Below are 24,010 nucleotides of genomic sequence, written 5' to 3'. Positions count from 1 at the left end.
CTAGCGCTGAACGATAACGCGGGTGCCCCAGCCAACACGCTTATAAAGGTCGGCGATATCCGCGTTCCGCATCCGAATGCACCCGTATGAAACGGCCTTGCCGATCTTCGACGGGCGGTTCGTGCCATGGATGGCATATTGCTTCTTACCCAACACAAGCGCTGCAACGCCCATAGGGTTGTTGGCTGCCATTGACGGGATTACGCGCTGAATACCGGGGTTCTCGCGGATAATCTCTGCCGTCGGGGACCATGCCGGTTTCCAGCGTTTTGAGCGAATACGGGTGGTTCCCGTCCACTGCTTACCAGCACGACCAACAGCCACCGTATAGGACAGCGCTTGCCCACGACCGAGGCCGAGATAGAGACGGCGCTGGCTGGTATCCACGAGGATTGTGCCGCGAGGTACATCAGCAGCAACGACAGAACGGGCCGAGGCTGGTGTAGCAACAGCAAATGCTGCTGTAGCAAAGATGGCAGCAGTAGCAATTTTCAGAAGGCGCATAAGATGCTCCGGTCTCTTCGAATATCGAAACCGCAACTTATCAAACCTGCAACGGGTTGCGTATCAATTTTCGCTGAGAGGTTAATGGTGCGGTTTTGCAACGCTGCCATCAAATAAAAACTTAAGGCCCTGTTGAACATATTTCTTAACTGCTGACGTCCTAAACTACTCAGATGTTGTCGGCTTGCAGAACGCCGGCAACCCCAAAAACACCCAACCATCAGGATCCCCCCATGAAAAAGATTTTCATCGCTTCTCTGGCATGCCTTGCCCTTTTCGGCCTCACCGCTTGCGAAGGCATCGGCAAAGGCAAAGGCAAAGCACCGGTTACAGTTTCCGGCTAAAGCTTCTGAGCGACGGGGTGGCTACATCCCGTCGCTCATTTCACTATCTATGTTCCAAGAGCCGTTCGCGGCTTTTTTTCGTCTAGGGTTCAAGCCGTGGCTTTTATTAGACTTTTAGCTCTGGTCATCATCCTTCCGCTGGTTGCAGCAGGGTGCCAAAAGACCTCACCCTACGCGTCGAAAAGCAAATTTTCGTCGGTCTATACCGCTGGCTTCGGCGGCGTTTATGGAACGGCGGATCCGGTGTTCCCCAATGGATTGCAGCGCCCTGCGCTCTCCGATGGTAAAACACATTTCATAGAATTCCGCGCTCGAAATGCTTTGAGCTACGGCCACGCATCGGTGGCCTTCGGCAAACTCGATTCGCGCGGTGGTGTGCCACGCCTCAAAAATGGCGATCTGAAACCTGGCGCTATCGAGATTTCAGGCCTCGCGCCTGCATCCGACGTGACTGCCGTTTACAGTGCGGGCCATTTCGTTCCGGTCTTCGGCACCACCGGCCCGAGCGATGGCGATGACGAAGAGGCCTATGTTCTGGCCCGCTACCGCATTAACTTGACCCACATCGAGTTCAAGAAACTCGTTCGCATTATGAAGGTTCGCAAAGCTGGCACCCATTACTGGAACGGCCCGCTGAACTCCTGCGTCACCTATCTGCGTCGCGTTGCTGAAGATATGGGCCTCAAAACTCCGCTTACACGGCACTTGCCGGAGAGTTTTGTTCGCAAGCTGAAACGCATTAACGAACCAAGCCGCCCCAACTCGTAACGTCTAACCGATAGAGTCGATCAATGCCTGCATGTCCGACGTTGGTTCTGCGGTGAAACGCATCGTTTCGCCGGTGGCCGGATGGCGGAAGCCCAGCGTGCGTGCGTGTAAGGCCTGCCGGTTGAATTCTGCAAACAGTGACTGCGCCTTGTGGGGCAACCGAACGATACGGTTGGCATAGGCGCGGCCATATTCAGGATCGCCCAGAAGCGGATTTCCCAGATGGGTGAGATGAACGCGGATCTGGTGGGTGCGGCCCGTTTCCAGCTTACATTCGATCAATGACGCCATCGCCTCGCCGGACCGTTCGGCATCTTCGAAGCGCTTCACCACCTCGTAATGGGTGATCGCGTGCTTGGCGTCCGGCGCGCCCTCTTCCACCACGGCACGTTGCACGCGGCGGGTGGGATGGCGGCCGATCAGCGTGTCCACCTTGCCCTTCATGCGAGGCGGTGCGCCCCATGCCAGCGCCCAATAAGCGCGTTCCAGCGGGCCTGTGCGGCCATGGTCGGCGAACTGTTCCTGCAGATCGATGTGTGCGCGGTAGCTTTTGGCCACCACCATGACGCCGGATGTATCCTTGTCCAAGCGATGCACGATGCCGGGGCGCTTCACGCCACCGATGCCGGACAGGTTGCCATCGCAATGGTGCAGCAGCGCGTTGACCAGCGTACCGGACCAGTTGCCAGGTGCCGGGTGCACAACCATGCCGGCAGGCTTGATGAGCACGATGAGATCGTCGTCCTCGTGCAGAATATCGAGCGGGATATTTTCCGGCTGGGGTATCGCGTCTTCCGGCGGCGGCATGAGGAAACGCACCACATCACCGTTAGAAATTTTCGTGCTGGTGCCGCGCGGCAGTTCGCCATTGATCGTCACATTGCCCTGTCGAACAAGTGCCTGCACACGGGCGCGAGACAGATCATCCGGCGCGTTTGCCGAGATGAATTTGTCCACGCGCTTGCCATCATCGACGTGAGACACGATGAGAACTTCCATCACGCCTTCGCTTGCCGCTTCCGTCTGCGGTTCGGGACGGCTATCAGACGCCTCACTCATGTGAATACCCTTTTTGGAAATGCCGCGATGTCCGACCACCACGATAATAAAGACGACGAACCACTGGACCCGAAGGTCGAAATAATCCGCCAGAAACTCGTGCGCCTGTTGATGGTGTCGGGCGGCATCATGTTGCTGGGCTTTCTCGCGGTGTTTGGCGCGATTGTCTATAAGATCAATTCAGCCAGCGACGTGGCGATTGCAATCGCACCGGATGAAGCTCGGACGATTGCTGTGCCGCAGGGTTCGCAGTGGCTTGGCACAGCGCCCGCTGGTAACGGCTTGCTGGTGACGTTGAAACTCGCGGACGGCACGACAATCATCCAGCGGCACGATGCCAACGGCACCGTCATTGCGAGGTGGCGGCTGGAAAGCGCTGACTAAGCCGCCGCAGGCATCGCCTTTTCCACCAGCTTCGCCCAATAGCTCGCTCCCACGGGAATAGCGTCGTCGTTGAAGTCGTATTCCTCGTGGTGCAGGCCTGCTGAGTCGCCATTGCCCATGAAGATGAAAGCGCCGGGACGTTCGAGCAGCATGTAGGAGAAATCCTCGCCGCCCATAACCGGCAACCGGTCCGCATCGACGCGTTCCATGCCCACGACGTCGCGGGCAACGTCTGCGGCGAATCTGGCTTGCTCGGTGTGGTTCACGGTGACGGGATAGCCAGCGTTGATCTCGATCTTCACGGTCATTTCGTGCGCGGCTGCGATGCCCTCCAGCAAGGTCTTCATGCGGGCAAACACCTGTTCGCGCACTTCATCGTTCAACGTACGGACGGTGCCCCAGAACTTCGCGTCCTGCGGAATCACATTGTAGGCTTTACCGGCGTGAATGGCCGTCACCGTCAGCACGGCAGACGACAGCGGATCGACATTGCGCGAAACGATGGACTGCAACGCCTGCACCATCTGGCTGGCCACCATGATGGGGTCGCGGCCCATATGAGGCATGGCTGCGTGTGCGCCTGCGCCTTCCAGCGTGATGGTGAATTCGTCCGTACCGGCCATCATCGCACCATCATTGATGGCAAATTCACCCACCGGCAGGCCTGGCAAATTGTGCAGACCATAGACCTCGTCCACGCCGAACCGCTCCATCATACCGTCGTCCACCATGGCCTTGCCGCCTGCCCCGCCCTCTTCTGCCGGCTGGAAAATAACCACCGCAGTGCCGTCGAAGTTGCGGGTCTCTGCCAGATATTTTGCAGCGCCCAGCAGCATCGCCGTGTGACCGTCGTGGCCGCAGGCGTGCATCTTGCCATCATATTTCGATTTATACGGGCCGTCGTTTTTCTCGTGAATCGGCAGCGCATCCATGTCTGCGCGCATGCCAATAGTGCGGCCGGAACCGTTCTGTCGCCCTTTGATAACGGCGACGACGCCGGTGCGACCGATACCTTCGACAACCTCATCGACGCCAAATTCGCGCAGCTTCGATGCCACGAGTGCAGCGGTTTCCTCCACGTCGTAAAGCAGACCGGGGTGTTGATGGATGGTCTGTCTCCACTCGGTGATCTCATTATGAAAGGCGCTGATACGATTATTCACGGGCATGGGAACGGGCTCACTGTGGCAGATGTTGCCAACACGATACTGCAAACGCGGCGGTGATGCGACCGTTCGCGGGCTGGTGCGACAAGCAACAAAGCCGCAGACAGCACCTTCTGCATTCGGAGACTGCCATGACCACTGCCCTGCTGATTTTCCCGCACCAGCTTTTTGCCGAGCATCCCGGTTTTGAAGAGACGTTGGACCGTGTGGTCATTGTCGAAGAACCGTTGTTTTTCTGCGATCCGCAATACCCTGCCAAATTTCACAAGATGCGGCTGTCGTATCACCGCGCCACGATTTCCGCCTATGCGAAGCGGCTGGAGAGTGACGGTCATACCGTCGAGCGGGCGGACTACGAACATGACACATCGCTGCTGGCAAAAACCGTTCGCCGTTTGAAGGAAGAGGGGATCGACCGCATTATCTTCGCGCACCCGCACGACTTTACGTTGGAAAAACGCCTTCACACCGCATTGTCCGACGCAGAAATCGAGCACGAAGAACTCGACACGCCCGCCTTCATCAACACGCCGCAACTGAACCGCGAATATCGTGAGGGCAAGAAGCGCTGGTTCATGGCGGATTTCTACAAGTTCCAGCGCAAGCGCCTCGATATTCTTATGGATGGTGACAACCCACAGGGCGGCCAATGGAGCTTCGACGACGACAACCGCAAGAAAGTGCCGAAGGCGAAGATGGCGGAAATCCCGCAACTCCACCCGCGCAACGCCACGCCATACGAACAGGATGCGCGGCAATGGGTGGAAAAGCATTTTAGCGGCAATTACGGGTCCGCGGAGACATTGTGGTTCCCTATCGACCATGAGGGCGCTGCCGAATGGTTGAACACTTTCCTCGAACAACGCTTCCACCTTTTCGGCCCTTATGAAGATGCCATCGTGAAGGGTGAAAGCTGGCTTTGGCACGGGGTGCTGACGCCAATGTTGAACGTCGGCCTGCTGACACCGCGCCAGATCGTCAACGAGACGCTGGCCTTTGCCGACAAGCACGATGTGCCGATCAACTCGCTGGAAGGCTTCATCCGCCAAATCATCGGCTGGCGGGAATTCATGGCCGCCACCTATGCCGATCTCGGCGTCGAAATGCGGACGACGAACCACTGGAAGCACACCCGCAAAATTCCGCACTCTTTCTACGATGGCACCACCGGCATCGGCCCCATCGATGATGCAATCCACCGCATCAACGATACCGCTTATGCCCACCACATCGAGCGGTTGATGGTGCTCGGCGGCTTCATGTTCCTGTGCGAATTCGACCCTGACGACATCTATCGCTGGTTCATGGAAATGTTCATCGACGCTTATGACTGGGTCATGGTGCCCAACGCCTATGCCATGAGCCAGAACGCGGGCGGCGGGAACATCACCACGAAACCCTACTTCTCAGGCTCCAATTACGTGAAGAAAATGTCCGACTGGACCGGCAAAGAAGACGGCGGTGAATGGGCCGAGACATGGGATGCACTCTACTGGCGGTGGATCGACATGCACGCCGACGAGCTCGCCAAGAACCCGCGATGGTCCATGATGGTCGCCACAGCCCGCCGCATGGATGACACAAAGATGCAGGCTCATAGGGATAAAGCTGCGGCGTTTTTGCGAAAAATGACGGGGGAAGCGGCGTAACGAAGAAAAATCGCATCGTAAAATTCTATCAATTTCAATGGGATATTCGATTTATCATCGTTAATCGTAATTAAACGATGAATTCCTGTTTTGAATACCTATATGGGAACTAAGGGAGAGCCCACCGGTTAGGTGGATATCCCCGGCAGCTGCCGCGTCTAGCGGGGTTGCAACAGGTGAGGAGAAACTCAGATGGCTAATACACTCCCTTCGATTTCCGCGTCCGGTAATGGCTTGCAGCGTTACATGGAAGAAATCCGCAAATTCCCGATGCTGAAGCCCGATGAAGAATACATGCTGGGCAAGCGTTATTCCGAACATGATGATACCGAAGCCGCCCATAAGATGGTGACGAGCCATCTGCGTTTGGTCGCCAAAATCGCCATGGGCTATCGCGGCTATGGCCTACCGGTTTCCGAGGTTATTTCGGAAGGCAATGTCGGCCTCATGCAGGCGGTGAAGAAGTTCGACCCCGAAAAGGGCTTCCGTCTGGCGACCTACGCCATGTGGTGGATCAAAGCCTCCATTCAGGAATACGTTCTGCGCTCATGGTCGCTTGTGAAAATGGGCACCACGGCCAACCAGAAGCGGCTTTTCTTCAACCTTCGCAAGCTGAAAGGTAAGCTGAAGGCACTGGAAGAAGGCGAGCTGAAGCAGGAAAATGTTGAGAAGATCGCATCGACCCTGGGTGTGTCCCACGATGAAGTGCGCTCCATGAACCAGCGCCTGTCCGGCGACGCCTCGCTCAATGCCCCGATCAAGGCGGCTGAAGGTGAGAGCGGGCAGTGGCAGGACTGGCTGGTGGACGACAGTGAAAGCCAGGAGCAGATGCTCATCAAGCAGGACGAGCTGGATGTACGCCGCGACATGCTGGCCGAAGCAATGGACGTGTTGAACGACCGCGAAAAACGCATCTTCATGGCGCGTCGCCTTGAAGAAGACCCGTTGACGCTGGAAGTTCTGTCCGGCGAGTTCGACATCTCCCGCGAGCGCGTGCGCCAGATCGAAGTGCGCGCTTTTGAAAAGGTGCAGAAGGCGATGGTGACGGCCAATAAAGAGTTGGCAAAACCTGCACCGCAGCTCACCGCGCACTGAACGATGTGACGAGACTTAAAAGAGGCCGGAGCGGAAACGCTTCGGCTTTTTTCGTTTGTGCGTTTCATTTCCATCCACCCCGACTGTCATCCCCACGAAGGCGGGGACCCATTTCGATGATGACACGCGCCTGGAGGATGGGGAGAAATCTCGAAGGCGTCATTCTCAATGGAAAATATGGAGCCTGCTTAGAAGTGGGTCCCCGCCTTCGCGGGGATGACAATGGAGTGTCGTTCGTGTCGAATTTTTACAAAGTCCGCGTCTCATCAACCAGCGCATCAACCACAGCACGAAGTCCTTCATCACCACCCTGCGAATTCTCAAACGTAGCCCGCTGCCGATCAGCCGACGTGCCGCCTTGCACGATGTTTCGCAAATGCCCGATTTCACTCTTGCATCCAAAGAACGCAGCATCTTCCGCCACCAGTTCGATCATCTCGTCCACCAGATCGGCGAACGGCACGAGCTTGCGGATACCGATATCCATCAACCCGTTGCCCACGCCGTAACGCTGGGCGCGCCAACGGTTTTCGTCGACAAGAAAGCGGTCGTATTGCCGCCAACGCTGGTTGTGCTGGCGCAGGCGGTGAATCATGCGCGCAAGACAGCGGATGAGGCTGGCAACGGCAAGCGCATCATCGACCTTGGGGCACACATCGCAAATACGGATTTCGATGGTGGGGTATTTGTCCGACGGGCGCATGTCCCACCAGATCTTGGTTGCATCGTCCAAAACCCCCGCTTCCACAAGCGCATCGACAGAATTGCGATAGGCCGCCCATGAATCGAATTGCGGCGGCAGGCCGGTGCGCGGCATGGCGTCGAAGACTGTGAGCCGGTGGGATGCCAACCCGGTATCATGCCCCTCCCAGAACGGGGATGACGTGGTCAGCGCAAGCAGGTGCGGCAGAAAATAGGACAGTTGGTTCATCGTATCGATGCGGTGTTCTGGGTCATCGATACCGATGTGAACATGCATGCCGCAGATCAACATGCGTTCGGCGACCGAGCGGTGTTCCTGCTCCAACTCGCGATAGCGCTCGCGGTCAGTGCGTGCCTGGTCGCGCCAGTTGGCGAACGGATGGATGGATGCAGCGATGGGTGCCATGCCGTGGTCCCGGGCCGTATCCACCACCGCCCTGCGGCATCGGGTCAAGTCGTCCCGCGCCTGTTGCGGCGTCGTGCAAACCTTGGTTCCAATCTCCACCTGACAGCGCAGATATTCCCGCGTCACCCCCTCGCCTAGCTGTTCGCCACACGCTGTAAGCAATGCGTCGGGAACTTCGCGCACGAGGTCGCGGGTTTCTACATCGACGAGGAGATATTCTTCCTCGATGCCATAAGAGAAAACGGGTTCATTTTCATCACTCATCGTGAAAGCCTAGGTGATGTGGTTGCATCCGTCGAGCGGGCTATCTCCCTCCTGATTACGCAGCCTTGCGCTGAGCGATTGTTATCCCCGTCACCACCAGCGCAAACGCGACGGCATGGTACAAATACAACCCCTCGCCCAGCAGCAGCACGGACAAGATCGCGCCCCAAACCGGCACCATGTTGATGAACAATCCGGCTAGGTTTGCGCCGAGAGCTTCGACGCCTTTGATGAAAAGACCCTGGCTCACCAGTGACGGGAAGATGCCCGCGTAAAAAGCGACGAGCCATCCTTGCAGCGTCACCGGCCATAGTGCTGCGCCTTGGGAGTGTTCGATGGCAGCGCCCACCATGGCAAACAGCAGAGCCGCTGCGACGAGTGCGGTGAGAAAACTCTGCCAGTGCATTTTCGGCTTGGAACGCAGCACGGCGGAGTAGCCGCCATAGGCGAGTGCAGCGATGAGCATGAACAGATCGCCCGCCGCCCAACCGGCGCCTTCGCCGGAAAACAGCGCCATCGGATCGCCACCTGTCACAGTCACGGCAACCCCCACCAGCGTGAGCAGATAGCCCACCACCTGCAACCAGCGGATGCCGATGCGGTAGAGGATGAGGTTCACCACGAAAATCACCACCGGCATGGCAGATTGGTACAACGTCACGTTAATGGCGGAGATAGTTTGCAACGCACTGTAGAGCGCAAAATTGAAAAGCGTGTAGCCGATGCCGCCCATTGCCAGCAGATAAAACCAGTTGGCCTTGATGGTCGGCCAGTCTTCCCGCACACGGTCTTTTGCGATGAATCCGATGATCGCCAGCGCAATGCCCCAGCGCATAAGCGTCAGCACCATGGGCGAGATGTGGCCCACCGCAAATTTGCCCGCCACCGCGTTGCCGCCCCAGATGAGCGTGGTAAGCGCGAGCCACATATAGGGCGATCTGAAAAGAGCGGTCACGGATTGCTCGAAGGTTTCGATGTTGGAATCGGCTTATGGCAGAGCCTAGCGCATACTCATAGCGGGAGGATTGATTGGGCCGTTCCGCCGTGGATGCAGTGCCACACCCCTTGACCCTGCGCCGCCATTTCCGCACATCGTGAAGCGAAAATCTCGCAGCGTATCGCTGCACGTTTCTAGGTGGATTACTCGTGGCAAATGTTGTGGTGGTCGGCTCCCAGTGGGGCGATGAAGGCAAGGGCAAGATCGTCGATTGGCTGTCGGAACGTGCCGATCTGGTGGTGCGGTTTCAGGGTGGCCACAATGCGGGCCACACGCTGGTTATCGACGGCGTGTCGTACAAGCTGTCGCTGCTGCCGTCCGGCGTTGTCCGCAAGGGCAAGATGGGCGTCATCGGCAACGGTGTCGTCATCGACCCTCACGCGCTGGTGGCAGAAATCGGTCGTCTGGCCGAACAAGGTGTGCCGATCACACCGGACAATCTGCGTATCGCCGACAACGCCACGCTGATCCTGTCGCTGCACCGCGAGTTGGACGGCCTTCGTGAAGACGCAGCTTCCACCGGCACCAAGATCGGCACCACCCGCCGCGGCATCGGCCCGGCCTATGAAGACAAAGTCGGCCGCCGCGCTATCCGCGTGATGGACCTCGTGAACACCGACACATTGCGCGGCAAGATCGAGCGCGTGCTCACCCACCACAACGCGCTTCGCAAAGGCTTGGGTGAAGCAGAAATTTCTGTCGACACCATTTTCGACGAGTTGATGGCGGTGCGTGACGATATTCTGCCCTTCCGCGAGACCGTATGGAAATTGCTTGATGACAAACGCCGCGCCGGCAAGCGCATTTTGTTCGAAGGCGCGCAGGGCACGCTGTTGGACATCGACCACGGCACCTATCCTTTCGTCACCTCGTCCAACACCGTAGCTGGTCAGGCATCCGCCGGTTCCGGTCTCGGTCCCGGTTCGCTCAACTTTGTGCTCGGCATTACCAAGGCCTACACGACCCGCGTTGGCGAAGGTCCCTTCCCGACCGAGCAGGAAAACGAGATCGGGCAGTTCCTTGGCGAGAAAGGCCACGAATTCGGCACCGTTACAGGCCGCAAACGCCGTTGCGGCTGGTTCGATGCGGCGCTGGTTCGCCAGTCGGTTTCAGTCAACGGCATCACCGGCATCGCGCTTACCAAGCTCGACGTTCTCGACGGCATGGACGAAATCAAAATCTGCACCGGCTACACGCTGGACGGTGAACCGATGGACCACCTGCCCGCCGCCCAAGGTGCGCAGGCCCGCGTCGTACCCGTTTATGAAACCCTAGAGGGCTGGCACGAACCGACCGTCGGCGCGCGCAGCTGGGCGGATTTGCCCGCACAAGCCATCAAATACGTGCGCCGCGTGGAAGAATTGATCGGTGCACCGGTCGCGATGTTGTCGACAAGCCCGGAACGTGACGACACCATCCTTGTTGCGGACCCTTTTGAGGACTAACGTGAGGTTAACACTCTCTTGAAGCCCGTGGATGTATTGAGACAATCGCGGGCAATCAGGATTTGCCTGCGGGCAGCAAGGCTTTGCAAAACGCCTTGGCTTGGGCAGGCAACGGACAGGGAATTACATGGCTGACTATCACGCAGTGCTGCAACGCACGCTTTCCGGTTTCTCCGACCCCAAGCCGCAGTTGCGCGAGAAGCTGTACGAGCGCGCGCGCAGCACCATCGAGCGCCAGTTGAAGGCACGCACTCCCGCCGTGGATGACGCCACGCTTAAGGGCGAGTTGGATAAGCTTGAAGAAGCGATCACCTCGATTGAAGGCGGCTACGAAACAAATGCCGCAGCAGAACCTGCTGCTCCCATCGTCGAAGAACATGCTGCCGGGCAGGTTTATGCCGCAACCGAAGAGCCAACGCTTCAACCTGCAGACGCTGTTATAGCTGCGCCATTTGCGGAGCCTGAGGTTGACGTTCCCCTCGCACCGTTGCCAGCAGAAGCAGCCGAACAAGCAGTGTTCGACGCTGCGCAGGAAGCTGATTCAGCGCTTCTCGCCCCGCTCGACCAGGTGCCCGAAGAAGTTGCTGCCGCCTTTCACGAGCAGGTGGACGCCATTCCCGAACCGGCAGACGAGTTGCCGACCGTGGGACGCGACGCAGCTTATGATGAAATCGATACACTGTCCGAAGCGCCACATATTCCCAACGAGATCGTTGAAGCTGCCGAGCCGGTTCCTGCACCACAACAGCCTGCTGAACGCGATGCTTTGGATGATTGGGCCAGCGAATTTCTCTCTTCTCAAGAGACAGCTGCCGCTTCCACCGAGACACCACCCATTGCGGGAACGCCACGGCCAGAAGTTGATGTTTCCAGCGCCACCACTGCAGCTGTTGTCGACCCTTACGACGACGCAACCGCAGACTTTACGCCAGTTTACGAAAACGACCCTGCAGCAGATATCGCCCCCGTGGTGGAAGCTGCGAACATCGACTTTCCAGATGCCGACACAGAAGAGGTAACCATTCCACCTGCTGCCGGGCTGCGGCCAGCAACGGCGAAGCGCAAGAGCGGTGGTGCTCTGAAAGCCTTGATCTGGCTTCTCATGATCGGCGTTTTGATCGGCGGCGGCATTCTTGCATGGTTGAACAAGGACTCCTTGATGGAGGTTACCGGCCTTGATGCAATGTTGAGCGATACGGTTACACCAACACCGGTCAAGACAATTCCAATCGCACCGGACCCCGAACCCGTTGCAGAAGCAGAGCCTGTAGCTCCACCTGTCGAAGAGCCGGTAAAATCCGAAACACGGCTGACCGAAAACGGCGAAGTGTCCGGACCAGACCCTGTTCTGCCACCGACTGCCGAAGAGGCCGCCGAAACCACACCGGAAGCTCCTGCTGCTACAGAGCCCCCTGCAACGCCCGCAGTTTCGCAAAGTGCAATCCTGTACGAAGAAGGCGGATCGCCCGCCGACAACTCGCTAGATCAGGGCCGCGTTATCTGGAGCGTTGTGCAAGAAGATGTGAACGGCAAACAAGAACCGGCAATTCGCGCGCGCGCTGAGGTTCCTGATCGAAATCTCGTCCTCATCATGACGCTGAAACGCAACGCCGATGAAGCACTGCCCGCCAGCCATCTGATCGAACTGATTTTCGCAGTGCCCGATGACTTTTCCGGCGGTGCTATCGAAGAGATCAACCGCTTTGTGCTGAAAGATAGCGAACAGGGCCGTGGCGAAGGTCTCGTTGGTGTGCCTGCGAAAATTGCCGATGGCATTTTCCTTATCGCATTGAACAACCTTGAAGCTGCTGTGGCGCAGAACGAAACATTGCTCCAGCAGCGCGGCTGGATCGACATTCCTATGCAGTACCGCACCGGCCGTCGCGCGCTCATCACGCTGGAAAAAGGCATTCCCGGCGACAAGGTCTTCAAAGACGTTTTCGCCGCGTGGGCTGAAGCTCAAGGCTAACCGCAAACACCGCCACTTGCCTTTCTCTCCTGCCTGCCGCACACATGGGACAAGTTCCAAGGGGTGTCGCGCCAAATTTGATTTGGCTGGCTGAGATGGTGGCAACACCGGACCCTTGATCGTTTCAAACGATCGGGAACCTGATCCGGGTCATGCCGGCGAAGGGACAGGACAAAAGCACATGCCGGGAAACCGGTCCGTGCAAGCGGCGAAACCGCATCCATTTTCTCATCGCCAGAACTCCCGTATTCGGTTGCCCGATCCACCGCGAGATGCGGTGTGCGTCAGGGAAGTCGGATCAGAGCCGTGGATAGCCACATCTCTTCAGAACGAGGCACCATAGACCTGCGCGTTACCGGCGGGGATAAGTCCGCCACATCGCCGTCAGCATTTACTCACGCTACTCTCGGCGCTGGCCGTGCACTTGCGGTAATCGCCGTGTTGGTGGCGATCTGGTGGGCGGGCGTCGCGATCTTTCAGCCCGCACCGTTCATTCTGCCCGGACCGGTTGCCGTGGCCACCACGCTTTTCGAACAGGGGCCGTATCTGCTCTGGCATGCGGGCATCACGCTGACGGAGATCATCCTCGGCCTCATTCTCGGTTCGGTTCTGGGCATCGCGACAGCGCTTGCGGTGAACGCATTTCCTGCCGGTCGCCGCTTCGTCATGCCCGTCGTCATGGCCTCTCAGGCGCTGCCCGTTTTCGCCATCGCGCCGCTGTTGATCCTGTGGTTCGGGCTTGGCCTCGGGTCTAAAATCGCCATGGCCACGCTCATTATTTACTTCCCCGTAGCGTCTGCCCTGAACGATGGGCTCACCCGCGCACAGGGCCATTTGATCGATCTTGCCCGCTTGTGGGGCGCTTCACCTTGGCAGACCCTCACCCGCTTTCGCCTGCCCGCCGCCATGCCGTCGTTGGCTTCCGGCTTGCGGGTCGCCGCCACCATTGCACCCATCGGCGCGGTCGTTGGCGAATGGGTGGGCGCGGCTGGCGGCATCGGTTTCGTCATCAACCAAGCCAATGCCCGCATGCAGACGGACACGGTTTTCGCCGGTCTCGTGCTGCTGATGATCATGGTCGTGGCGCTGCGCGCTGCGGTCGATTTTGCCTTGGACCGCTTGGTCCATTGGGCACCCCGAACTCAAACCTTCTAACCACTGCACCTTCTGAAAAAGGAATATGAAATGAAGATTATCACCCGCCTATTGGCGGCATTTGCCCTCACCCTGAGCCTAACATGGCAGGCCCATGCTGCGGAGAAACTGACCGTCTATCTCGACTGGTTTGTGAACCCCGACCACGCGCCGTTGGTGATTGCCAAGACACAGGGCTATTTCGCAGATGCCGGTCTCGATGTCGAATTGATCGCCCCGTCCGACCCTTCCGCACCGCCGCGCCTCATCGCTGCCGGTCAGGGCGACATTGCGATTTCCTACCAGCCGCAGCTGCATGTGCAGGTGGCAGAAGGTCTGCCCCTCACCCGCATCGGCACCATCGTCGAAACTCCGCTCAACGCCTTGGTGGTTTTGAAGGATGGGCCGATCAAATCCATCGCGGACCTGAAGGGCAAAAAAGTCGGCTTCTCGGTCGGAGGTTTCGAAGATGCACTGCTGGCCGCGATGCTGAAGCAGGAAGGTCTTTCGCTTTCCGATGTCGAACTCATCAACATCAACTTCTCGCTTTCCCCGTCGCTCATCACCGGCGCGGTTGACGCTGTGATCGGCGCATTCCGCAATTTCGAATTGAACCAGTTGGATATCGAGAAGCGTCCGGGTCTTGCCTTCTACCCCGAAGAGAACGGGGTCCCGGTCTATGACGAGTTGATCTTCATCGCGAAATCCGACCGTGCCGACGACCCGCGCTTCCGCCCCTTCATGGATGCGGTGGAGAAAGCAACACTGTACCTCACCAATCATTCCGACGACGCACTGGCGCAGTTCCTGAAGGAATATCCAGACCTCGATAACGAGTTGAACCGCCGCGCATGGGTGGACACCCTGCCCCGCTTCGCCAAGCGCCCCGCCGCGCTGGACACAAACCGCTACAACCGCTTCGCGCAGTTCATGAAGGATGCGGAACTGATCAAAGAGATCGCACCGCTGGAAAGCTATGCGGTGGAATTGAAGTAGCCGGACGCACTTCGCGCGAAGTGTTTGCTGGGTCCCGGCTCAAGGCCGGGATGACAGTGGGGGTGGGGCAAGGGTTTTCGCTTCTTCTCCCTTGTCATCCCGGGCCTGACCCGGGACCCAGCAGAAAGCCGTGCGGAGCACGCCCGTTTCCCCGCGCATGACAAAGCATCGACCCGCCTTCCAGCGTCCGAACGGGGAGCAAGGTGTCGCCGTTTGCCTTTGGCAAACGAAAGCGACCCCGTAAAAAATGAGCCAGCGGGACGAAGAAGTCTGCCGTTAGCCTGTAGTCTCAGGCGAAAAGGCATGACACCTTCGCCCCGCTCGATCCTGCTGCAGATGTGTCTCAACACCATTCCCGTCACCTCCCCGAACATGAAACTTGCGCTTCATCGGCCTTGCCTTCGGCCCGCCATTGCTGACGTTCGACGTCCGGTCCCGAAGCTGTTGTGGCAGCCCTGCCGGTGCGACATAGAGCTCCGCCCGATGCCGTTCGTTACACGGCCTGCGACGGAAGGATCGCCTCCACGCAACGATCAGGACGGTCCGGACCGTCGGCTCATGCGCGAAAGAATGGGTAGGATACGAGAAGTGGAGAAGGCGGGGATAAAATTTTGAGATGCTACGCGGTCAAAAGCGAGGTTTGCATAAACCCTAAAACGATATAGCCGGGCAGCCTTTAGTGCAGAGATTGCGACTTCATCGTCGGACCAATGTTGAGCCTAACCAGATCACTCCGATGGCCTAAACTGCCGAGACGCCTACACTCAACATTTGCACAATATCTGGCATCAAAGGCCAAATCCCAACCATGAACGCGCCTGACATCAACCACCAAACTGGTTTTGATTGAAATCTCTGTGAACGCAGCATTGTTATACCCAATATCAAATGCCCTACAGCGAATGAAATTGCTCCAGCAAAAAAGGCAGACTTGATTGTAAGTGCATTTGGCGAGGAGCCGGGACTTAATCCAACACTTGAAATTAAGTCGGGACTAGCCTCGAGGACGAGCGGATAGAACAGTCCCGACCAGTAGAGCTTCCCAATGTACATGCTCAACCCGAGAGTCGACAAGGCAAAACCAACCCAGCCGCCAACTCCTAGTTGCTCACTTTCAGCAGCGAGTATCCAAGCTAAACCCAATAGGTTCAAAACGAGAGCGATGAAAATAAGACTGTGTCCTATCAACCACGCAATTTGATTGCTTGATGTTGATTCATGAGGATGCAGCAAGAATCCCGTAACGGCGAACAAACCAGTCCCAATCAGGCAAAGTCCCGCTGCTTTGTGAATGTTCATTCACACCTGCCTTCCACCCAGCATCAATCAAGAAATGTATGCACTTTGTCCGCAGAGCTGCCAGCCCGCAAAGGATGACAGTCGGGGCCTTCGTCCGAAGCTACCCGATCGCTTCCAACTCCTGCTCCAAGTCCGCAATCTCCGCGCCGCCGGACATCAAGCGTCTAATCTCCGGTCCCTGCAACTCGCTCGTCATGCCGCCGCCGATGACCTGTCCTAGCGACAGGAACACGAAACGGTCGGCCACGAGTTGGGCGTGGATTTCGTTGTGGGTGATGAGGATGACCGCGATGTCGCCCATGGAGCGCACCTTCTTGATCGTCTTCAACACTTCCATCTGCTGCTTCTGGCCGAGCGCCGATGTCGGCTCGTCGAGGATCAACACGCGGGCACCGAAATAGATGGCGCGGGCAATCGCAAGCGTTTGCCGCTGACCGCCCGACATTGTGCCGACCGCCTGGCTGGGGTCGGAAATATCGATGCCGATCTTGATCATTTCATCGTGGGTGATGCGGTCCATCTCGTCCATGCGGAGCAGGCCGAAGGGGCCGAAACCGCGGGTAAGCTCGCGGCCCATGAAGAAGTTCCGCGTCACCGAAATGAGCGGGTTGAGCGCCAGATCCTGATAGACGGTGCCGATACCGGCGCCCGCCGCATCGCGCGGGCTTTCGAATTTCTGCGCCTTGCCATCGACATAGATAGTGCCGCCGTTGGGCTGGTGAACACCGGACATGACCTTGATGAGGGTTGATTTGCCCGCGCCGTTATCGCCGAGCAGCGCAAGCACTTCGCCTTTGTTGACCGAAAGGTCGACGCCGTTGAGCGCGGTGAAAGGGCCGAAGGTTTTCTTGATACCTTCAAGGCGGATAAGCGGTTCCATGCTAGATCCCCCCCGTGATGCGCTTGCGAATGTTCTCGTTGGCAAAGGCTGCCACCAGCAGCACTGTGCCGACGAAGACGCGGAAGTAGGAGCCATCAATCGACGGGATGAAGAACACCGCGTTTTGCACGAGGCCGAAAATCACGGCACCGAACATGATGCCGATGACCGAGCCGAAGCCGCCCGTCATGAGCGTGCCTCCCACCACCGCGACGGCGATGGCCTCCAGTTCTTTCAGGTTACCTTTGGCCGCGTCTGCCGTGTTGGTGTCGAAGACCTGGCAGGCGGCAAATAGCGTGGCGCAGAAGGCGGTGAACATGAACAGGCCGATGCGGACCTTATTGACCGGCACACCGTTGGCACGGGCTGATTCGGAATTGTCGCCAGTTGCAAAAATCCAGTTGCCGAGCTGTGTGCGCGACAAAACGATGTAGGCGAGGAATGTCAGCAGCAGCCACCACGCCACGCGGGCATCGAGGCCAGTGACCCACTGTTCGCCCTTGCGGTTGAGGTTGAAGCCCAGTTGGAACGCGAGATCGTAGGCCCACGTGAAGGTTTCACCACCGAAGATTGAGGCGAACCAGCTTGTTTCCTTGAAATCCTGAAGGCCGGAAATCTGGGTCGAGCCTTCGTTGAAAATGCGGAAGGAAACTTCCGTTGCGCCGCGCAGGAAGAACAGGAAGCCCAACGTCACGATAAAGGAGGACAGCCCTGATCGGACTACGATATTACCGATGATCCACCCCAGCGTCAGCGTCATCATCAGGGTCAGGAAAAAGGCCGATACCGGCGTTGCTTCACCCATTCCAAACGGCAAGCCCCACTTCAACATCATCGCTATGGACATGCCGGCAAAGCCGATCATGGAGCCGATGGAGAGGTCGAATTCACCCGCAATCATGAGAAGGCAAGCGCCCACCGCGATGATGCCAAGCTGACCGATAATGGACAAGTTGTTCTTCAAACCCAGCGCATTATAGACCCGCCATTCGGATGCCCAACCGAGCAACACGATGATGACGATCATGCCGACAAAGGCACCGATCTCCGGCCGTTTGACCAGTTGGGCGATGATGCCGCCCTTTTGAAGCCGGTCGGCCTCGCTGCGTTCTACAAGATCGGCGTTTGCCGCATCGGACATAATAATCCCCCCGGATTGTCTTTGAATTTCTGCTAGCCACTACCGGCCTTTTTCACATCACCCGTTCCATTCGGCGAATGATAAGAAAAAGGTCGTTTCGATCACCTTTTTACGAAGCAAAAAGGCCGGGCGCGACCCCAAGATACGCGCCCGGCCTCTCGCAAGTGTACGCCGCCGGGAAGACCCGGCAGAGTGCGTGGCTTAGCGGTTTACGCCAGCCTGCTTTTCAACGTTTGCAGCGTTAGACGCATCCACGAAGCCTGGGCCCGATGGGATGTTTGCGCCCGGCAGCATGCCGGCGTTGCTGTTGTAAAGGTGCAGCACGACGACTGGCATGTAGCCCTGCAGGCGCTGCTGCTGGTCGATGGTGTATTTCACTTCACCGGATTTGATGAGCGAGATCACTTCTGGTGTCATGTCGAAGCAGGAGAGGTGAATTTCAGCACCGACTTCCTTGATCGCTTCGGCAGCGGCTGCACAGACGTGAGGGCCAGCGGCCATGACGCCGTTGATGTCCTTGTCGGACTCAAGAGCAGCAGCAGTACGTGTCTTGATCTGCGCAACGTCGTTGGACGTGTCGATCTGGTTCAGCGCTTCACCGAGACCATCGGCATAACCCTGGCAACGGTCGACGAGTGCGGTGTTGAAGGATTCTTGGTTGAGGCAAAGACCTTTGGTCACGCCTTCAGCTTTTGCGCGTTCGCCAGCCGATGTACCGGCCAGTTTTTCTGGCTGACCGACATGCATCAGCGCGCCTACTTCTTTGGAAGCTTCGAGACCGGAGTTGATGGTCACAACAGGCACGCCAGCATCAGCAGCAGCCTTGATTGCCGGGCCAAGCGCTGCAGCGTCTGGCAGGGAAACGATCAGACCGTCTGGCTGTGTCGCGGTTGCAGCTTCGATGAGCTTGGCCATGTCGGCCATGTCGCCGGAAGCGGCGTAGTTGTATTCGAGCTCAACGCCGAGGGCTTTGGCTGCATCCTTGCCGCCTTTTTCAACGACGGGCCAGAATGGGTCGGTACCCTGGGTGTGGGTGATCATCACATAGCGCTCGGCGAGAGCCGAGGTGGACATGGCAAGTACGGCAGCAGCCGCGAGTAGAATCTTTTTCAAAGGTGTTTCCTCCCGAAACAGTCTAAAATTCGGGAGCGAGACTTCCTCCCAGCGCGCTCCCGATACGCTGGTAGGTCGAAAGGCTAGACCAGCATTTCGCGGAAGCCAACCGGTTGTCTTGCAATTTTCAAACGATTTGATTGATTTTTAGGAATTCCAGTCTCAATTTTTGACGCTTCAGCTTCAATTTTTACGCGAGTGAAGGTGGGACGCAGTTTGTCCACACCCCATCATCAGCCGCCGACTTCACTGCAGCATGAACCAGCGCAACAGATCGCAAACCAGCTTCTGCATCTGGCACCAAATCGGCGGCGGCGTCCGGCGTCCGGCCTTCGGCATCTGCGCGGATGAGTTCCGACAGGTCGCTGTAGAGATTGGCGAAGGCCAGCGGCATGCCTTCTGCGTGGCCTTGAGTGACGCGGGATGCGCGGTCGGCTTCCGGCGAAAGACCTGCCTGCCCGCGTTCGAGAATTTCCGTGTTGCCGCCCAGCGGTGTCCATTTGATCTGATTGGGATGCTCCTGCTCCCACGCCATGCCGCCGGTTTCACCGAAGACCTGCAGGCGCAAACCGTGCTGACGACCAAGCGCCACGGCAGACGTCCAGCAACGACCAACGGTGCCACCATCCATGCGGAAGGCGATCAAGGCGTCGTCTTCGAGTTCACGCGATGAAATCGTGGAGGCGAAATCCGCCGACAGTTTTTCGATATTCTGGCCAGCAACGAAAGACGCCATATGCAGGCAGTGGATGCCACAATCGGCCACGATAGATGAGACACCGGCTTGAGCCGGATCGTAGCGCCAGCGGATACGCGGGTTGTCGGCATCTGCCGCATCGGAGTGGTGGCCGTGGGCGAATTCCGCCACCACGACGCGCACTTTACCAAGGTCGCCACGGGCCACCATGGCCCGCATGTGGCGCACCATGGCGTAGCCGGAATAACCGTAATTGACCGCAACGCGGCAGCCCTTTTCCTTCTCCAGCGCAAAAAGGCGTTCACCCTCTTCAACAGCCATGGTCATGGGTTTTTCGATCAGCAGGTTGAAGCCTTCCTGAAGGAACGCTTCGGCGATTTCGAAATGGGTGGAGTTCGGTGTGGCGATGGTGACGAGATCGAGGCGCTCGCCAGCAGGGCGGTCTTTTTCACCGGCCAGCATTTCCTTCCAGTCGCCATAAGCGCGGTCGCCTGCGATGCCGAGTTGGGCAGCAAAGGCGCGGCCTTTTTCCGGCACGAAATCCAGCGCGCCCGCTACAAAATCATAATGTCCATCGATAACCGCGCCGAGACGGTGTGCTGGTCCAATCTGCGAGCCCTCGCCGCCGCCGATCATTCCCCAATTTAATTTCGCCATCACGGCCTCCCAAACCTGCGTTCATTCACGCCGCCCAAACGTGAGCTTGTGTTGCCCGCCGCTGTAAACCAGAAGGTGACGATGGCAAGCGCAATCGCACAAGCACCCACGACATTTGCACGCGCTCCTCACCAACGGGCAAAAGGTGAAGGCCGCGTTGCTGTTGTGGCGCGGGATGGCGTGACGCGGCTGGCTGACCTCTACCAACAGGGCTGCTGCAAGATTCGCCTGCCGGACCGGCGAAGCGACGGGCAGGAAGTCGTGCTCATCAATTCCAGCGGTGGCATGACGGCGGAAGACGATCTGCGCTGGCACATGACGGCTGGCAAAAGCACGCATCTCACCATCTCCACCCAAGCTTGCGAGCGCGTCTATCGCTGTAACGGCGACCCTGCGCGGCTGAACACGACGCTGACTGTAGAAGACGGTGCGCGGTTGGATTGGGTGCCTCAGGAAACGATCATGTTCGATGGGGGTCGGTTGAATCGGAAGCTGACCGTCGACCTTCAAGACGACGCTGAAGTGCTTATCGTTGAGCCGCTTCTATTCGGGCGCATGGCGATGGATGAGCAAATGCGCGAAGGCAGCCTGCGAGACCGCTGGGATATTCGGCGCGACGGACGGTTGATCCACCGTGAAGCGCTCGATCTGGAAGGCGATGTGGAAAGCAAACTCGCCAGCGCGATGGTCGCGGGCGAAGCACGGGCGGCAGCGACCATATTGTTCGCCAGTCCGAAGGCGGAAGCGTTGCACGAAACCGTTCGCCAACACGCCTCATCGACCATAGGCATTGCGCTGTTCGATGACCGTATCGTCGTCCGCTGCCTTGCCCGTGATGGTTACGATTTGCGCGCGGCGATCACGCCGGTGCTTCGGACCTTGCGCGACGGGCGGGATTTGCCGAAAGTCTGGAACACGTGACGCATTATTTTTCTGGCAAGCAAATGGATTTCCAATGCAGCTGACACCCCGCGAAAAAGACAAGCTCCTTGTGGCGATGGCCGCCCAAGTCGCCCGCAAGCGGCTGGAGCGCGGCGTGAAGTTGAACCACCCGGAAACCATCGCGCTCATCACCGATTTCGTCGTGGAAGGCGCACGCGACGGCCGCTCCGTCGCCGACCTCATGCAGGCCGGCGCCAGCGTCGTGACCCGCGATCAGGTGATGGATGGCATCGCTGAAATGATCCACGACGTGCAGGTGGAAGCGACGTTTCCAGACGGCACCAAACTGGTAACCGTCCATGAGCCTGTTCGATGATAGAGCGGTAGTTTTCAGACCCCATGCTCTTTTTCAAACCAGACAAACCGGCGCTGTATGAATATGTGCGGCACGACCGTGGGCCGTTCGGCGCCATCATCATCGTGTTGATCGTGTCGGCGATCTTTCTTGCGTTCCAAGACCCCGAGGCGGTTTTGCCGTTGCTTCTCATCACACCCATTGCGGCACTATTGGTGTGGTGGATTTCGTCGAAACGCACCTGTGGAATGAAAATCACGGAAGGCAATCTGCATTTTCACGCCGGACGGTCGAAAAAAGCCGTGCCGCGCCCCCTGATCGAGCGGGTCGAGATAAAAAAGGTGGATGGCGGGGCCGATGTTCAGATGAAGATGATGGGCGGCACGGCCATCGATCTGCCGCCCCACTGCCAGCCCGACCTGAAGACGCTGAAAGCGGCCTTGCAAGACAATGGCTTTGTCGTTCTCATGGTGTGATGGAAAGTGTAACGCGAAGCAGCCCGAGAGGAACACGATAATGATCCCCGGAGAAATCCTAACCGCCGATGGCGACATAACACTGAACGCCGAGCGCGAGGCGGTGACGCTGCAAGTGGCGAACACCGGCGACCGTCCCGTGCAGGTGGGCAGCCATTACCACTTTGCCGAAACCAACCCTGCGCTGGATTTTGATCGCGAGCAGGCACACGGCATGCGGTTGGACATAGCTGCAGGCACCGCCGTGCGCTTCGAACCCGGCCAACGGCGCGACGTGTTGTTGGTGCCAATCGGCGGCGACCGCAAAGTGTTTGGTTTCAACGGCAAGGTTATGGGCACGCTATGAACGATATATTCAAAGCCATGTTGGCGGCGGTCGTCGTCACGGTTGCTACCGCCATATTGGTCGGCGGAGCCCACGCGCAAGATGTGGATTGCAACACTGCCGGATCCACGGTTGAGATGAAATTCTGCGCCGCGAAAGAGCTCGACCGTGCCGATGCTGATCTCAACGCAGCGTGGAAGCAGGCCATGGCAGGCGCTCGACGTGATGACGCCGATTGGTTGCCGCAAGGCCTGCCCGCCCGTGCCGACCTGCTGCGCGACGCCCAGCGGAAATGGATCACCTATCGCGACGCCGCCTGCGACGCCCAAGCCACCATGGCCTATGGTGGCACGTTGCAACCGTTGCTCGGCACGCTCTGCCTGACAAAACTGACCGAACAGCGCACCGCCGACCTGCGCGAATATGCAGGTGCCGGACGATGAGCACGGAGATACGCCAAAAAATCGGACCGCCCGTTCCCATGTGGCGCGCCCATGTTTTTCAGGCGCTGTATTGGACCACATCCATCCTCACCGTCATCATCGCGTTGCCGTTGCTGATGATCCCCGGACGCAAGTGGCTGATGATCTGGTTGCAGCGCTATGCCCGCGTGATGAAATGCTGGATGCGGGTGATCGTCGGCGTCGACATCGAATATCGCGGCCGTGAAAACCTGCCCGACGGGCCGTGCATCATCGCGCCCAAACACCAGAGCTGGGGCGATGGCTATTCGATGTTTGCCAAGGTGAACGACCTCGCTATCGTCACCGGCGACCATCTGGAAAAAATCCCCCTCGTCGGCCTCGTGCTGAAAAAGATGCAAGCCGTGGTGGTGGACAGTTGCGGCGGTGCGACAGCCCAACAAAAATTGGTCACAGAAGACCTGTCGCGTGCGCGGGCGGCCAATCGCAAAATCCTGATCTATCCCGAAGGACGGCTGGGTGAACCCGGCTATCACTTCGAATATAAGAAGGGCATTTTTCACATGTACGAGGCTTATCAGGAGCCCGTCATTCCCGTTGCCACCAATCTAGGCCTCTACTGGCCGCACATGACCTTCGATCAATTCACCGCCGGCACCGGTATCGTGGAGTTTCTAGAACCCATCCAGCCAGGCTTGGAAAAAGACGAGTTCATGGCGCTGCTTGAAGAGCGGATCGAGACCGCTTCGCTAGCCTTACTGCCGGACGATTTCGAGATACCCGAACATCGCTTGCTGGTCTTCGACAAAGACTTCGACCGTGGCGTTCCCGCGCCTCGCGACGACGATCCCATTTCCAAAGCTGCCGAATAAGCGCCCATA

General features: G+C 58.1%; 25 protein-coding genes. 15 read left to right on the top strand and 10 right to left on the bottom strand.

Features of this window, described 5'->3' with window-relative positions; all coding sequences use genetic code 11:
- Nucleotides 1-504, bottom strand: a complete 504-nt coding sequence (locus R2A130_RS10180) for a L,D-transpeptidase (RefSeq protein ID WP_009757961.1) — start codon at nucleotides 502-504, stop codon at nucleotides 1-3.
- 233 nt (nucleotides 505-737) lie between these two features.
- Here R2A130_RS10180 and R2A130_RS18820 point away from each other — a divergent pair, with 233 nt between their 5' ends.
- Both R2A130_RS18820 and R2A130_RS10175 read left to right on the top strand, forming a co-directional pair.
- Complete coding sequence (locus tag R2A130_RS18820; RefSeq protein ID WP_156798474.1) at nucleotides 738-848, top strand: ABC transporter; 111 nt, start codon at nucleotides 738-740, stop codon at nucleotides 846-848.
- A 96-nt stretch (nucleotides 849-944) separates the two neighbouring features.
- Nucleotides 945-1,616: a hypothetical protein gene (locus R2A130_RS10175; protein WP_009757958.1), complete on the top strand. Its 672-nt coding sequence runs from the start codon at nucleotides 945-947 to the stop codon at nucleotides 1,614-1,616.
- 3 nt (nucleotides 1,617-1,619) lie between these two features.
- Here R2A130_RS10175 and R2A130_RS10170 read toward each other — a convergent pair whose 3' ends face one another.
- Complete coding sequence (locus R2A130_RS10170) at nucleotides 1,620-2,615, bottom strand: RluA family pseudouridine synthase (protein WP_040305750.1); 996 nt, start codon at nucleotides 2,613-2,615, stop codon at nucleotides 1,620-1,622.
- 87 nt (nucleotides 2,616-2,702) lie between these two features.
- On the opposite strand from R2A130_RS10170, the gene R2A130_RS10165 reads away from it, so the two are divergent.
- Entirely contained in the window at nucleotides 2,703-3,059 is a 357-nt protein-coding gene (locus tag R2A130_RS10165; protein WP_009757956.1) for a hypothetical protein, read from the top strand.
- Here R2A130_RS10165 and R2A130_RS10160 read toward each other — a convergent pair.
- Nucleotides 3,056-4,228 carry a M20 aminoacylase family protein gene (locus R2A130_RS10160; protein ID WP_009757955.1) on the bottom strand — a complete coding sequence of 391 codons (1,173 nt, stop codon included), beginning with the start codon at nucleotides 4,226-4,228 and terminating at the stop codon, nucleotides 3,056-3,058. The genes R2A130_RS10165 and R2A130_RS10160 overlap by 4 nt on opposite strands.
- 128 nt (nucleotides 4,229-4,356) lie before the next feature.
- On the opposite strand from R2A130_RS10160, the gene R2A130_RS10155 reads away from it, so the two are divergent.
- Entirely contained in the window at nucleotides 4,357-5,874 is a 1,518-nt protein-coding gene (locus R2A130_RS10155) for a cryptochrome/photolyase family protein (protein ID WP_009757953.1), read from the top strand.
- 192 nt (nucleotides 5,875-6,066) lie between these two features.
- Entirely contained in the window at nucleotides 6,067-6,969 is a 903-nt protein-coding gene (gene rpoH / locus R2A130_RS10150) for an RNA polymerase sigma factor RpoH (protein WP_009757952.1), read from the top strand.
- Between the two features lie 247 nt (nucleotides 6,970-7,216).
- On the opposite strand, the gene R2A130_RS10145 is transcribed toward rpoH, so the two are convergent.
- Nucleotides 7,217-8,341 carry a carboxylate-amine ligase gene (locus tag R2A130_RS10145; RefSeq protein ID WP_009757951.1) on the bottom strand — a complete coding sequence of 375 codons (1,125 nt, stop codon included), beginning with the start codon at nucleotides 8,339-8,341 and terminating at the stop codon, nucleotides 7,217-7,219.
- Between the two features lie 55 nt (nucleotides 8,342-8,396).
- Entirely contained in the window at nucleotides 8,397-9,296 is a 900-nt protein-coding gene (locus R2A130_RS10140) for a DMT family transporter (RefSeq protein WP_009757950.1), read from the bottom strand.
- A gap of 191 nt (nucleotides 9,297-9,487) precedes the next feature.
- Here R2A130_RS10140 and R2A130_RS10135 point away from each other — a divergent pair, with 191 nt between their 5' ends.
- The 4 genes from R2A130_RS10135 to R2A130_RS10120 all read left to right on the top strand — a co-directional run bounded on the left by R2A130_RS10135 (nucleotide 9,488) and on the right by R2A130_RS10120 (nucleotide 14,882).
- Entirely contained in the window at nucleotides 9,488-10,783 is a 1,296-nt protein-coding gene (locus tag R2A130_RS10135; protein WP_009757949.1) for an adenylosuccinate synthase, read from the top strand.
- 127 nt (nucleotides 10,784-10,910) lie between these two features.
- Entirely contained in the window at nucleotides 10,911-12,752 is a 1,842-nt protein-coding gene (locus R2A130_RS17585) for a hypothetical protein (RefSeq protein ID WP_009757948.1), read from the top strand.
- 306 nt (nucleotides 12,753-13,058) lie between these two features.
- The gene (locus tag R2A130_RS10125) at nucleotides 13,059-13,907 is read left to right on the top strand and encodes an ABC transporter permease (RefSeq protein ID WP_009757947.1); all 849 of its coding nucleotides are present in this window, start codon (nucleotides 13,059-13,061) and stop codon (nucleotides 13,905-13,907) included.
- Between the two features lie 30 nt (nucleotides 13,908-13,937).
- Entirely contained in the window at nucleotides 13,938-14,882 is a 945-nt protein-coding gene (locus R2A130_RS10120) for an ABC transporter substrate-binding protein (RefSeq protein ID WP_009757946.1), read from the top strand.
- Between the two features lie 741 nt (nucleotides 14,883-15,623).
- On the opposite strand, the gene R2A130_RS10115 is transcribed toward R2A130_RS10120, so the two are convergent.
- The 5 genes from R2A130_RS10115 to R2A130_RS10095 all read right to left on the bottom strand — a co-directional run bounded on the left by R2A130_RS10115 (nucleotide 15,624) and on the right by R2A130_RS10095 (nucleotide 20,669).
- Complete coding sequence (locus R2A130_RS10115) at nucleotides 15,624-16,181, bottom strand: hypothetical protein (RefSeq protein WP_040305608.1); 558 nt, start codon at nucleotides 16,179-16,181, stop codon at nucleotides 15,624-15,626.
- A 100-nt stretch (nucleotides 16,182-16,281) separates the two neighbouring features.
- The gene (locus tag R2A130_RS10110; RefSeq protein WP_009757945.1) at nucleotides 16,282-17,061 is read right to left on the bottom strand and encodes an ATP-binding cassette domain-containing protein; all 780 of its coding nucleotides are present in this window, start codon (nucleotides 17,059-17,061) and stop codon (nucleotides 16,282-16,284) included.
- A gap of 1 nt (nucleotide 17,062) precedes the next feature.
- Complete coding sequence (locus R2A130_RS10105) at nucleotides 17,063-18,202, bottom strand: ABC transporter permease (RefSeq protein WP_009757944.1); 1,140 nt, start codon at nucleotides 18,200-18,202, stop codon at nucleotides 17,063-17,065.
- Between the two features lie 201 nt (nucleotides 18,203-18,403).
- A complete protein-coding gene (locus R2A130_RS10100) occupies nucleotides 18,404-19,315 on the bottom strand; it encodes a sugar ABC transporter substrate-binding protein (RefSeq protein WP_009757943.1) in 912 nt (303 codons plus the stop codon).
- Nucleotides 19,316-19,505: 190 nt separating this feature from the next.
- Nucleotides 19,506-20,669 (bottom strand): Gfo/Idh/MocA family protein, encoded by a 1,164-nt coding sequence (locus R2A130_RS10095; protein ID WP_009757941.1) that lies wholly within the window; start codon nucleotides 20,667-20,669, stop codon nucleotides 19,506-19,508.
- Nucleotides 20,670-20,750: 81 nt separating this feature from the next.
- Here R2A130_RS10095 and R2A130_RS10090 point away from each other — a divergent pair, with 81 nt between their 5' ends.
- From R2A130_RS10090 to R2A130_RS10065, 6 genes are read left to right on the top strand one after another with little or no spacing between them, the layout of a single operon-like run.
- Nucleotides 20,751-21,590, top strand: a complete 840-nt coding sequence (locus R2A130_RS10090) for an urease accessory protein UreD (protein ID WP_009757940.1) — start codon at nucleotides 20,751-20,753, stop codon at nucleotides 21,588-21,590.
- Nucleotides 21,591-21,624: 34 nt separating this feature from the next.
- The gene (locus R2A130_RS10085; protein ID WP_009757939.1) at nucleotides 21,625-21,927 is read left to right on the top strand and encodes an urease subunit gamma; all 303 of its coding nucleotides are present in this window, start codon (nucleotides 21,625-21,627) and stop codon (nucleotides 21,925-21,927) included.
- Between the two features lie 23 nt (nucleotides 21,928-21,950).
- Nucleotides 21,951-22,382 carry a hypothetical protein gene (locus tag R2A130_RS10080; RefSeq protein ID WP_009757938.1) on the top strand — a complete coding sequence of 144 codons (432 nt, stop codon included), beginning with the start codon at nucleotides 21,951-21,953 and terminating at the stop codon, nucleotides 22,380-22,382.
- Between the two features lie 40 nt (nucleotides 22,383-22,422).
- Nucleotides 22,423-22,728 carry an urease subunit beta gene (locus R2A130_RS10075; RefSeq protein WP_009757937.1) on the top strand — a complete coding sequence of 102 codons (306 nt, stop codon included), beginning with the start codon at nucleotides 22,423-22,425 and terminating at the stop codon, nucleotides 22,726-22,728.
- On the top strand, nucleotides 22,725-23,150 hold the full coding sequence (locus R2A130_RS10070; protein WP_009757936.1) for a lysozyme inhibitor LprI family protein: 426 nt from the start codon (nucleotides 22,725-22,727) through the stop codon (nucleotides 23,148-23,150). The genes R2A130_RS10075 and R2A130_RS10070 overlap by 4 nt, the downstream gene beginning before the upstream one ends.
- A complete protein-coding gene (locus tag R2A130_RS10065; RefSeq protein WP_050786116.1) occupies nucleotides 23,147-24,001 on the top strand; it encodes a 1-acyl-sn-glycerol-3-phosphate acyltransferase in 855 nt (284 codons plus the stop codon). The genes R2A130_RS10070 and R2A130_RS10065 overlap by 4 nt, the downstream gene beginning before the upstream one ends.
- Nucleotides 24,002-24,010: the final 9 nt, after the last annotated feature.

The sequence above is a fragment of the Ahrensia sp. R2A130 genome (assembly GCF_000179775.1).
In the GTDB taxonomy this organism is placed as follows: Bacteria; Pseudomonadota; Alphaproteobacteria; order Rhizobiales; family Rhizobiaceae; genus Pseudahrensia.
Note: the sequence above shows the minus strand (reverse complement) of the source record. Positions and strands in the feature narration are given on the sequence as shown.